The sequence below is a fragment of the Pseudomonas sp. GNP013 genome (assembly GCF_054343995.1).
In genome coordinates this window covers 429,438-441,875 of record NZ_JBTGUT010000001.1, presented here as the reverse complement: position 1 = coordinate 441,875, position 12,438 = coordinate 429,438, and the positions used below count along the sequence as shown (strand labels likewise).

The following is a 12,438-nucleotide window of genomic DNA, read 5'->3' as shown; positions in this document are numbered from 1 at the left end:
GAAAAGGGTCACGGGCGTGCTTCGCGCGCCCCGCCACTCCACCCCGGCGCCGGCTGCATCACCAGCACCAGGCCGGAAAACCCTAACACAAGATAGCTGAACAGCTGCCAGCGCAACGCTTCCGGCAGCCAGAGATGCACCGCGCAAAACATCGCGCAGGCATACAGCGCCATCAACAGCAGTTGTCCGCGAATATCCCGCAACAAACTCCCAGCGCCTTCAGCCGTAACCAGCACCAGCGCCTGGAGCGTCACGCACGCTGCTGCAAAACCCACCAGCAGCGCACTCAATAATCCGTCAATCTCATCGATCAGCATCGGCGCCAGGCCAATCAGGCCCAACGCGGGCAACACGCCGATGTGCAACAACCACAGGCCACCGACCCACAGCATCTGGGCCAATTGCCAAAGCATGGCGCCCGCACGCAGCGGGCGCCGTCTTTCAGACGTGACGAACTTCAACAATCTCGTACTCGATCACACCACCCGGCGTCTTAACGGCCACCACGTCACCCTCTTCCTTGGCAATCAAGGCACGGGCCAGCGGTGAACCTACGGAGATCTTGCCGAGTTTGAAGTCAGCTTCGTCCTCGCCCACGATGTGGTAGACGACGCTTTCATCAGTCTCGACGTTGGCGATTTCCACGGTCGTGCCGAAAATCACCTTGCCGGTCTTCGGAATCGTCGTCACATCGATAACCACCGAATTCTGCAGGCGGCCTTCGATGTCGCGAATACGCGCCTCGACCATGCCTTGCTGTTCGCGAGCGGCATGATATTCGGCGTTTTCCTTCAAGTCACCCAGCTCGCGGGCCGTACCGATGTCCTGGCTCAGCTTTGGACGTACGACCTTGGTCAGGTGGGCGTGCTCCTCTTCCAGGGCCTTGAAGCCCTGGACGGTCATTGGGTATTTGGTCATGCCTTCAATCCTGCGTGTAGATCCTGCAAGCGACGCACGGTCTTTTCCGGACCGAACTTGAGCGCTTCGCAGATGGCTTCGCCAGCAGCAATGGTGGTGGTGCAGTAGATCTTGTGCTGCAAGGCATTACGACGAATGGAGTAGGAGTCCGCGATCGACTGGCGACCTTCGGTGGTGTTGATGATCAACGTGACTTCGTCGTTCTTGATCATGTCGACCACGTGCGGACGGCCTTCCGTCACCTTGTTCACGCGACGTACTTTCAGGCCGGCAGCTTCGATCAGCTTGGCGGTCCCGGCGGTAGCCACGACTTCGAAGCCCAAGTTGATCAGATCACGGGCAACCCCTGCAACCAGTGGCTTGTCGTCATCACGCACGCTGATGAACGCAGTCCCGCCGGTCGGCAGCACTTCGCTGGCGCCCATCTGGGCCTTGGCGAAAGCTTCACCGAACGTATCACCCACACCCATCACTTCACCGGTGGACTTCATCTCAGGGCCCAGGATCGGGTCCACGCCAGGGAACTTGGCGAAGGGGAACACCGCCTCTTTCACACTGTAGAAGTTCGGAATGATTTCCTTGGTGAAGCCGATTTCCTTCAGGGTCTTACCGGCCATCACGCGGGCAGCGATCATGGCCAGGGACACACCGATGCACTTGGAAACAAACGGCACGGTACGCGAAGCACGCGGGTTGACTTCGATGACGTAGATGTCTTCGCCCTGCAGCGCCAACTGCACGTTCATCAGGCCCACCACACCCAGCTCCAGAGCCATTTTCTTGACCTGTTCGCGCATCTCGTCCTGGATGTGCGCCGGCAGCGAGTACGGCGGCAGCGAGCACGCGGAGTCACCGGAGTGAACGCCCGCCTGTTCAATGTGCTGCATGATTGCGCCGATTACCACGTCAGTGCCGTCGCACACCGCATCCACATCCATCTCGATGGCGCAGTTGAGGAAGTGGTCGAGCAGCACCGGGCTGTCGTTGGACACTTTCACCGCGTCACGCAGGTAACGCTTGAGTTCTTCTTCTTCGTAGACGATTTCCATCGCACGACCGCCCAGCACGTAGGACGGACGCACCACCAGTGGGTAGCCGATCTTGCTGGCAGCACGGATGGCTTCGTCTTCGCTGCGCACGGTGGCGTTAGGCGGCTGACGCAGGTTCAGGCGCTCAACCATTTGCTGGAAGCGCTCACGGTCTTCGGCACGGTCGATGGCGTCCGGACTGGTGCCGATGATCGGCACGCCGGCGGCCTCAAGGGCACGCGCCAGTTTCAGCGGGGTTTGGCCGCCGTACTGGACGATCACGCCTTTTGGCTTCTCGACACGGCAGATTTCCAGCACGTCTTCCAGGGTCACCGGCTCGAAGTACAGGCGATCAGAGGTGTCGTAGTCGGTGGAAACAGTTTCCGGGTTGCAGTTGACCATGATGGTCTCGTACCCGTCTTCGCGCAGGGCGAGAGCGGCGTGTACGCAGCAGTAGTCGAACTCGATGCCCTGGCCGATACGGTTGGGGCCGCCACCGAGGATCATGATCTTGTCGCGTCCCGACGGCGCGGCTTCGCACTCTTCCTCGTAGGTGGAGTACATGTACGCGGTGTCGGTGGCGAACTCGGCCGCGCAAGTGTCAACGCGCTTGTAGACCGGGAAGATGTCCAGCTTGTGACGATGGGTGCGCAGGTTTTTCTCGGTCACACCCAGCAGCTTGGCCAGGCGTTGGTCGGAAAAGCCTTTGCGCTTGAGGCGGAACATCAGGTCGCGGTCGATAGACGACAGACCGAGGGTCTTGACCTTCTCTTCTTCCTTGATCAGATCTTCGATCTGCACCAGGAACCATGGGTCGATCATGTTCATGCCGAAGATATCTTCGACGGTCATGCCCGCGCGGAAAGCATCGGCCACATACCAGATACGCTCGGCACCCGGCACGGTCAACTCACGCTTGAGGACGCTCATGCTTTCCGGGTTGCTCAGGTCGAGCTTCTCGTCCAGACCGCAAACACCAACTTCCAGGCCACGCAGGGCTTTCTGCAAGGATTCCTGGAAGGTCCGGCCGATGGCCATGACTTCACCCACGGATTTCATCTGGGTGGTCAGGCGCGCGTCAGCCTTGGCGAACTTCTCGAAAGCAAAGCGCGGCAGCTTGGTCACAACGTAGTCGATGGATGGCTCGAAAGACGCCGGCGTGGCGCCGCCCGTGATTTCGTTTTGCAGCTCGTCCAGGGTGTAACCGATAGCCAATTTGGCAGCGATGCGCGCAATCGGGAAACCGGTCGCTTTCGAGGCCAGCGCCGATGAACGCGATACACGCGGGTTCATCTCGATCACGACCATGCGGCCGGTGTCCGGGCAGATGCCGAACTGAACGTTGGAACCGCCGGTTTCAACGCCGATCTCACGCAATACCGCCAACGAGGCGTTACGCATGATCTGGTATTCCTTGTCCGTCAGGGTCTGCGCTGGAGCAACGGTGATCGAGTCACCGGTGTGCACGCCCATCGGGTCGAAGTTTTCGATGGAGCAGACAATGATGCAGTTGTCCTTTTTGTCGCGGACAACTTCCATCTCGTATTCTTTCCAGCCGATCAGGGATTCGTCGATCAGCAGCTCTTTGGTCGGCGACAGGTCCAGACCACGGGCGCAGATTTCTTCGAACTCTTCGCGATTGTAAGCAATACCGCCACCGGTGCCGCCCATGGTGAACGACGGACGGATGATGCACGGGAAGCCCAGCTTTTCGAGAACCGCGTTGGCCTCTTCCATGCTGTGGGCGATACCGGAGCGCGGGCAGTCCAGACCGATGGACTTCATGGCCTTGTCGAAACGCGAACGGTCTTCAGCCTTGTCGATGGTGTCGGCGTTGGCACCGATCATCTCCACGCCGAACTTCTCCAGAACGCCTTCGCGTTCCAGGTCCAGGGCGCAGTTCAGAGCGGTCTGGCCACCCATGGTCGGCAGCAGGGCGTCCGGACGCTCTTTCTCGATGATCTTGGCAACGGTCTGCCATTTGATCGGCTCGATGTAGGTGGCGTCGGCCATGTCCGGGTCGGTCATGATGGTGGCCGGGTTGGAGTTCACCAGGATGACGCGATAGCCCTCTTCACGCAGGGCTTTACAAGCCTGGGCGCCGGAGTAGTCGAATTCGCAGGCCTGGCCGATCACGATCGGGCCGGCGCCGAGAATCAGGATGCTTTTTATGTCTGTACGTTTTGGCATGGGTTTGTCACTCAAATCCGCAGGTCAGTCGGCAAGCCGTCTTGAACAATCTTGAAGTGCCTGCGGGGGCCACCGAAAACCGGGGCCGCCCGCAGGCCGCTCAGTCAGCGTCGCTTGGCCATTTCATTGATGAAACGGTCGAACAGCGGCGCTACGTCGTTCGGGCCCGGGCTCGCTTCAGGGTGGCCCTGGAAGCTGAACGCGCTCTTGTCGGTGCGCTCGATGCCTTGCAGGGAACCGTCGAACAGCGACTTGTGAATCGCGCGCACGTTGCTTGGCAAAGTCGCTTCGTCCACCGCGAAACCGTGGTTCTGGCTGGTGATCATCACAATGCCAGTGTCCAGGTCTTGCACCGGATGGTTGGCACCGTGATGGCCATGCCCCATTTTCAGGGTCTTGGCGCCGGAGGCCAGGGCCAGCAACTGGTGGCCCAGGCAGATGCCGAATACCGGAATCTCGGTCTCCAGCACATCTTTGATGGCCTGGATCGCGTAGTCACAAGGCTCTGGGTCGCCCGGGCCGTTGGACAGGAATACGCCGTCCGGTTGCAGGGCCAGTACGTCGCTGGCAGGGGTTTGCGCCGGCACCACGGTCACGCGGCAGCCACGCTCGACCAGCATGCGCAGGATGTTGTACTTCACGCCGTAGTCATAAGCGACCACGTGGTAAGGCAGCTCGGCGGCATCGATGGTCGCGTGGCTGTCGGTCTTCAAGTCCCAGACCGTGGAGCGCCACTCGTACTTCTCTTTGACGCTGACGACTTTAGCCAGGTCCATGCCTTTGAGGCCCGGGAAGCCCTGGGCTGCGGCAATCGCCGCCTCTTCGGAAATATTGTCACCGACCATGATGCAGCCGTTCTGCGAGCCTTTTTCACGCAGGATGCGCGTGAGGCGGCGCGTATCGATACCGGCGATCGCCACAACATTGTTGGCTTTCAGGTAATCGGACAGCGACATCGTGTTACGCCAGTTGCTCGCTACCAGCGGCAGGTCACGAATGACCAGGCCAGCCGACCAGACACGATCAGACTCGACATCTTCCGGCGTGGTACCGGTGTTGCCGATGTGCGGATAGGTCAGGGTAACGATCTGTTGGGCGTAGGAAGGATCGGTAAGGATTTCCTGATAGCCGGTCATGGCAGTGTTAAACACTACCTCTCCAACGGTCTGACCGTCGGCTCCAATGGCTTCGCCGCGAAAAATGCTGCCATCAGCAAGGGCGAGTATGGCTGGCTTAGTCAAGAAGACCTCCCGTAAATAAAGCCTGAAAGGGCGATCGCAGGTTGTAAAAAAGCGGAGTGACGTATGGACACGTCACCCCGCTTCTTCACTGAATTATTCTGCGCGCTTTTAGTGAACACACTAAAGCTGTAGGTTACAGAAAAAGCCTTTTTTGGTCCACCGCTAATAAGCCTTGAAGGCAGAGGAATGCGACAGGGCGTCGCTTAGCGGGTAAAAACGGAGCCCAGGAATAGTCCTGAGCCCCCTTTTTGACGACTGCCTAGTGCAGGTCCAGCACATCGCGCATGTCGTAAAGGCCCGGCTCGCGACTTTCAAGCCACAGCGCAGCACGTACCGCGCCCTTGGCAAACGTCATACGGCTGGAGGCCTTGTGGGTGATCTCCAGTCGCTCGCCTTCGGTGGCGAACAGCACGGTGTGATCACCCACTACATCTCCACCACGAACGGTAGCGAAACCAATCGTGTCACGCGCACGCGCGCCGGTATGACCTTCTCGACCGTAGACCGCGACCTTCGACAAATCACGACCTAGCGCATCGGCAATCGCCTCACCCATGCGCAGCGCGGTACCCGATGGCGCATCGATCTTGTGACGGTGATGGGTTTCAATGATCTCGATATCCGCCTCATCTCCCAGCACGCGCGCCGCCAGGTCCAGCAACTTGAGCGAAAGATTCACGCCCACGCTGAAATTGGCCGCGAACACCACAGGAATATCCCTGCCCGCCTCCACCAGGAGCTGTTTCTGCTCGGCACTGAGGCCCGTGGTGCCAATCACCATGGCCTTGCCCGCCTTGCGGCAGAACGCCAGGTTTTTCAGCATCACGTCCGGCAGCGTGAAGTCGATCAGTACGTCGAACTCGTCAGCCACCTGCTCCAGATTGCCGGACAGCGACACACCGATGCGCCCCAGCGAGGCCAACTCACCGGCATCCGCACCGATCAGCGTACTGCCCGGACGAACGATTGCTGCAGTCAGCCCCGACGCCGGCGAGCGCTGCTGCACCGCTTCGACCAACGTCTTGCCCATGCGCCCGGCAGCGCCCATCACGGCTATACGTCGCATACTCATTCCTTACAGGTCGCCGAAAAAGCGCTTCACGCCATCGAAGAAGCCCGTGGTCTTGGGCGAGTGGGAGTCGTCGCCTTCCAGCGAGCTGCGGAATTCCTCCAGCAGCTCACGCTGACGGCGGCCCAGATTGACCGGAGTCTCTACCGCAACACGGCACATCAGGTCGCCCGCACCGCCACCGCGCACCGGCGCAACGCCTTTGCCACGAATACGGAACTGCTTGCCGGTCTGGGTGCCTTCCGGGATCTTGAGCTTCACGCGACCATCGAGCGTCGGAATTTCCAACTCGCCGCCCAACGCCGCATCCACAAAGCTGATCGGCACTTCACAGAACAGGTGCTTGCCATCGCGCTGGAAGATCGAGTGCTCGCGCACACTGATCACCACGTACAGGTCGCCCGTAGGCCCGCCCTGGGCACCCGCCTCGCCTTCTCCCGACAGACGAATGCGGTCACCGGTATCCACACCTGCCGGTACTTTCACCGAAAGGGTCTTGTACTCTTCGACACGCCCTTCGCCGTGGCAGGAATCACACGGATCAGAAATGATCTTGCCCTGACCATGGCAACGTGGGCAGGTCTGCTGCACCGAGAAGAAACCCTGCTGCATGCGCACCTGGCCAATGCCGCCACAGGTCGGGCAGGTAATCGGCGAGGAGCCCTTCTTGGCACCCGAACCATCGCACGGCTTGCAGTTGACCAGCGTCGGCACACGAATATTGACGCTGGTACCACGCACGGCCTCTTCAAGGTTCAGCTCAAGGGTGTAGCGCAGGTCGCTGCCACGCTGGGCGCCACCGCGCTGACCACCGCGGCCACCGCCAAAGAAGTCACTGAACACATCACCGAAAATATCGGAGAAATTCTGCCCGCCAAAGCCGGCACCGCCGCCGCCCATGCTTGGGTCGACGCCTGCATGACCATACTGGTCGTAGGCTGCACGCTTGTTGGGGTCAGACAGACATTCATAGGCCTCATTGGCCTCCTTGAACATCTCTTCGGATTCTTTGCTGTCCGGATTACGGTCCGGGTGATGCTTCATCGCCAGGCGACGGTAGGCCTTTTTCAGGTCCGCCTCGCTGGAGCCACGCTCCACGCCCAACACTTCGTAATAGTCACGCTTTGCCATAAGTCTTTGCACTCTTAAGGACGTTCGGCCAGACCCTCCTGAGCCCCGCCAAACTCGTTGAGCCCCAATACAGGCCCGGACCCAACTCACGTCAATTCAACGATCCTGGTCATTACTGCTTTTTAGCCAGGCAGCCGGCCAAAAGCGCGGTATTTATTGCTCGGAAAGCAGGAGCATTCCCGATCACACCGCCAGCATCCGAACGCTGTCGCATGCTGTAAAAATTCGCATACCCCAGACACGCCAACGCGGGAGCAAGCTCCCGCGCGGCGACATCCTACCAGTCACCGCTGGAAAGCGGTCAACCGGACGACCTGTTACTTCTGGTCTTTGACTTCTTCGAACTCGGCATCAACCACGTCATCGTGCTTGGCTTCAGGCTCTGCGTGCTGCGCAGCACCCTCGGCCGGCTGACCTTGTTCGGCGTACATTTTCTGAGCAACCGGCGCGGAGACTTTCGACAGTTCCTCGACCTTCGCTTCGATGGCGGCCTTGTCGTCACCTTTAACGGCAGCTTCCAGGGCAACCACGGCAGCTTCGATCGCGGCCTTCTCCTCAGCGGTCACTTTGTCGCCAGCGTCAGCGATCATCTTGCGAGTCGAGTGAACCAGCGCGTCACCCTGGTTGCGGGCACCGGCCAGTTCTTCGAACTTCTTGTCCGCTTCAGCGTTGGTTTCAGCATCACGAATCATCTGTTGAATTTCTTCATCAGACAGACCGGAGTTGGCCTTGATGGTGATCTTCTGCTCTTTACCGGTGGCCTTGTCTTTCGCGCCGACGTGCAGGATGCCGTTGGCGTCGATGTCAAAAGTCACTTCAATTTGCGGCACGCCGCGTGGTGCCGGTGGAATCTCGGCCAGGTCGAACTTGCCCAGGGACTTGTTCTGCGCAGCCTGCTTACGCTCACCTTGCAGCACGTGAATGGTCACGGCGCCCTGGTTGTCATCGGCAGTCGAGAACACCTGGGATTTCTTGGTAGGAATCGTGGTGTTTTTCTCGATCAGCGCGGTCATCACGCCGCCCATGGTTTCGATACCCAGGGTCAGCGGGCTGACGTCCAGCAGCAACACGTCTTTAACGTCACCCGCCAATACCGCGCCCTGGATGGCAGCACCCATGGCAACAGCTTCGTCCGGGTTCACGTCTTTACGTGCTTCCTTGCCGAAGAACTCGGTCACCAGCTTCTGCACCAGTGGCATACGGGTCTGACCGCCGACGAGGATGACGTCGTTGATCGCGCCCACATCGATGCCGGAATCTTTCAGCGCAATGCGGCAAGGTTCGATGGTGCGTTGAACCAGGTCTTCAACCAGAGCTTCGAGCTTGGAGCGCGAGATTTTCACGTTCAAGTGCTTTGGACCGGTAGCGTCTGCAGTGATGTAAGGCAGGTTCACATCGGTCGACTGCGAGGAAGACAGTTCGATCTTGGCTTTCTCGGCCGCCTCTTTCAGGCGCTGCATGGCCAGCGGGTCACCTTTGAGGTTCATGCCGCTTTCTTTCTTGAATTCGTCAACGAGGTAGTCGATCAGACGAATGTCAAAGTCTTCACCACCCAGGAAGGTGTCGCCGTTGGTGGCCAACACTTCGAACTGGTGCTCGCCGTCCACTTCCGCGATCTCGATCACGGAGACGTCGAAGGTACCGCCACCCAGGTCATAAACGATCACGGTGTGATCGCCCTTGGCCTTGTCCATGCCGTAAGCCAGAGCGGCTGCGGTGGGCTCGTTGATGATACGTTTAACGTCCAGGCCCGCGATGCGGCCGGCGTCTTTGGTCGCCTGACGCTGGCTGTCGTTGAAGTAGGCCGGAACGGTGATCACCGCTTCGGTGACTGTTTCGCCCAGGTAATCTTCGGCAGTCTTCTTCATCTTTTTCAAGATTTCAGCCGAGATTTGCGGCGGCGACATTTTCTGGCCGTTCACTTCAACCCAGGCGTCACCGTTGTCAGCCTTGGCGATTTTGTACGGGACCATCTTGATGTCTTTCTGCACGACTTCTTCGTCGAACTTGCGACCGATCAGACGCTTCACCGCGTACAGGGTGTTGTGCGGGTTGGTCACAGCCTGACGCTTGGCCGACTGACCCACCAGAATTTCGCCATCGTTGGCGTAAGCGATGATCGACGGCGTGGTACGCGCGCCTTCGGCGTTTTCGATAACTTTAGCTACGCCGTTTTCCAGCACGGAGACGCAGGAGTTGGTGGTCCCCAGGTCGATACCGATAATTTTGCCCATGATTTACTCTCCCGAAACTTGAATTTGGATGCCGCAGCAGTGGTGGCTAACTGCGGTAGCACTTAAACGCTTGACTTATAAATGGGGGCCTTGCGGCGGATTTCAAGCCTGCTCATCAATAGAAGGTGCAGCCGGTGCCGGTGCCTTGCTGACCACCACCATTGCCGGGCGCAGCAAGCGACCGTTAAGTTGGTAACCCTTCTGGAACACCTTCAACACACTGTTAGGCTCCAGGTCATGGCTTTCCTGCATGGCCATGGCTTGGTGATGTTCGGCGTTGAACGGCTCGCCGCCTTGCGGATCGATCGCCTCCAGTTGATAACGCTTCAGGGTGTCCTGGAACATTTTCAGGGTCAGCTCAATACCTTCGCGCATCGGACGGATGTTTTCGTCGTCCGGGTTGGACAATTCGAGCCCACGCTCCAGGCTGTCGATGATCGGCAGCAGGTCATTGGCGAATTTTTCCAGCGCGAATTTATGTGCCTTTTCCACATCCTGCTCGGCGCGGCGGCGGACGTTCTGCAGATCGGCGGCAACACGCAGAGACTGGTCCTGCGCGGCGACCAATTGCTCTTCGAGCACTTGCACACGAGTCGCCAGTTCATCGCCGACAGCCGAATTGGCGTCTGGCGCTTGCGTATCCTGCGTCTGTTCGTCAGCCATAGATTTCTCCTTTCAAAATCATGCGCGAACTCAACTCGCGCTTCTGTTCCGGTATATGGGGCCACAATTTTCAGGTTCAAGAGCGCGTTCGTTACCAAAAGTCTTTCGCGCACTCATGCACACTTCCTGCGTATTCATTCTGCATTGCGCTAAAAAAAACGATTGACCAAGCAAATCGAGCTAAGCGGGAGGATTGTCAGGCCCGAATAAAACACTGTATAAATAACCAGACCTAAAGCCTGGGAGCGGCCGTCATGCTCGTGCACCTGTCCGTACATAACTACGCCATCGTTGAACACCTGGATCTCGAACTGGATCGCGGGATGAGCGTAATCACAGGCGAAACCGGCGCCGGCAAGTCGATCATGCTCGACGCCCTGGGCCTCACACTCGGCGACCGTGCCGACAGTGGCGTGGTGCGCCCCGGTGCAGACAAGGCCGACATATTGGCTACCTTCGACCTGGCGGACATCCCCGAGGCCGAAACCTGGCTGGCCGAGCGCGACCTGAACCATGAAGGCCCCTGCATCCTGCGCAGGGTCATCACTGCCGAAGGGCGTTCGCGCGGCTATATCAATGGCACGCCCTGCCCCCTCGGCGACTTGAAGGCCCTGGGCGAATTGCTGATCGACATCCACAGTCAGCATGAACATCAGTCGCTGCTGAAAACCGACACCCATCGCCGGCTGCTCGACGAATACGCAGGCGCCACCGAACTGGCGCGCCAGGTCCAACTGGCCGCCCAGCGCTGGCGTCAGACCCGCCAGGAGCTGGAGCGCCTCTCAAACTCCGGCGACGAGCAACGTGCTCGCCACCAGTTGCTCAGCTATCAACTTGAAGAACTGGAAAGCCTGAGTCTTGGCGAAAGCGAACTGGAACAGCTGGAACAGGAACACAAAAACCTCACGAACGCCGAGACCCTGCTGGGCATATGCCGCCAGGTGGTCGAGCAATGCAGCGAGAGTGATTCGGGTAACGTACTGAATGCACTCACGGCCAGCCTCAATCGGCTTTCAAGCGTAAACAACGCATCCGGCTCGCTGAGCGAAGCCACTACTCTGCTCACCAGTGCGCAGATCCAGGTCGAGGAAGCCGTGGGCGAACTCAACCGCTTCCTCGACCACTTCGATGCCGACCCTGCACGCCTGCAGCAAATCGAAGAACGCCTGGACACTATCTATACCCTGGCGCGCAAACATCGCATCCAGCCCAGTGAAGTGGCTGCGATGCAGCAGAAACTGATGGATGAAATCGAAACACTGAACGCCAATGATGAATCCATAGAGCGGCTGGGCGATGAACTCGCTTCGTTCGCCCGGCATTATCAGGAAAAGGCCAGGGAGCTGAGCGAGCTTCGCCAGCAGGCATCCACCCGCCTGGCCGGTGCAGTGGAACAAGAGATCCAGCGACTGGGCATGCCGGGCGGCCGCTTCGTGATCGAGCTTCGCGCCAATGCCAACAACGAACTGCAGCCTCACGGCCTGGAACAGGTGGAACTGCTGGTCAGCGCCAACCCTGGGCAACCGCTCAAGGCTCTGGCAAAAGTGGCGTCCGGTGGTGAGTTGTCACGCATCAGCCTGGCGATCCAGGTCATCACCGCACAAACGTCACGCGTACCGACGCTGGTGTTCGACGAAGTAGACGTGGGGATTGGCGGCCCAACTGCAGAAATTGTCGGCCAGTTGTTGCGTCGGCTTGGAGATCGCGGCCAGGTGCTGACCGTGACTCACTTGCCGCAAGTGGCAGCCCAGGGCCATCAGCATTTGTTTGTGCATAAAGTCCGAGGCAGTGATGCGACCCATACGGCCGTGTCCAAGCTGAACAAGTCCGAGCGCGTGGAGGAAGTGGCGCGAATGCTCGGCGGCATCGACTTGACCAAGGAGTCTCTGGCTCACGCGAAGAAAATGGTGGTAGCGGCCAAGGCTTGAGTTGAGTCTCTTCTCCCTCCTATAGAAAGCATGAAG

9 protein-coding genes are annotated in these 12,438 nt (G+C 59.1%); 1 reads left to right on the top strand and 8 read right to left on the bottom strand.

The annotated features are described in order from the left end of the window. Window positions 1–8 precede the first annotated feature (8 nt). The 8 genes from ACXX81_RS02040 to grpE all read right to left on the bottom strand — a co-directional run bounded on the left by ACXX81_RS02040 (window position 9) and on the right by grpE (window position 10,474). Window positions 9–413: an MFS transporter gene (locus ACXX81_RS02040; protein WP_322214510.1), complete on the bottom strand. Its 405-nt coding sequence runs from the start codon at window positions 411–413 to the stop codon at window positions 9–11. 28 nt (window positions 414–441) lie between these two features. Continuing rightward, window positions 442–918, bottom strand: coding sequence for a transcription elongation factor GreA (greA, locus tag ACXX81_RS02035; RefSeq protein ID WP_003235048.1), 477 nt, complete (start codon window positions 916–918; stop codon window positions 442–444). Next, entirely contained in the window at window positions 915–4,136 is a 3,222-nt protein-coding gene (gene carB / locus ACXX81_RS02030) for a carbamoyl-phosphate synthase large subunit (protein ID WP_209984933.1), read from the bottom strand. Before carB ends, greA begins: the two co-directional genes overlap by 4 nt. A gap of 104 nt (window positions 4,137–4,240) precedes the next feature. Continuing rightward, on the bottom strand, window positions 4,241–5,377 hold the full coding sequence (carA, locus tag ACXX81_RS02025) for a glutamine-hydrolyzing carbamoyl-phosphate synthase small subunit (protein WP_003235052.1): 1,137 nt from the start codon (window positions 5,375–5,377) through the stop codon (window positions 4,241–4,243). 259 nt (window positions 5,378–5,636) lie between these two features. After that, window positions 5,637–6,443 (bottom strand): 4-hydroxy-tetrahydrodipicolinate reductase, encoded by an 807-nt coding sequence (gene dapB, locus ACXX81_RS02020; protein ID WP_209984936.1) that lies wholly within the window; start codon window positions 6,441–6,443, stop codon window positions 5,637–5,639. A gap of 9 nt (window positions 6,444–6,452) precedes the next feature. Beyond that, window positions 6,453–7,577 (bottom strand): molecular chaperone DnaJ, encoded by a 1,125-nt coding sequence (gene dnaJ, locus ACXX81_RS02015; protein ID WP_003235057.1) that lies wholly within the window; start codon window positions 7,575–7,577, stop codon window positions 6,453–6,455. 317 nt (window positions 7,578–7,894) lie between these two features. Then, window positions 7,895–9,811, bottom strand: coding sequence for a molecular chaperone DnaK (gene dnaK / locus ACXX81_RS02010; protein WP_231422619.1), 1,917 nt, complete (start codon window positions 9,809–9,811; stop codon window positions 7,895–7,897). Between the two features lie 102 nt (window positions 9,812–9,913). Further along, window positions 9,914–10,474, bottom strand: coding sequence for a nucleotide exchange factor GrpE (gene grpE / locus ACXX81_RS02005; protein ID WP_003235061.1), 561 nt, complete (start codon window positions 10,472–10,474; stop codon window positions 9,914–9,916). Window positions 10,475–10,728: 254 nt separating this feature from the next. On the opposite strand from grpE, the gene recN reads away from it, so the two are divergent. Further along, entirely contained in the window at window positions 10,729–12,402 is a 1,674-nt protein-coding gene (recN, locus tag ACXX81_RS02000) for a DNA repair protein RecN (RefSeq protein ID WP_209984939.1), read from the top strand. Window positions 12,403–12,438: the final 36 nt, after the last annotated feature.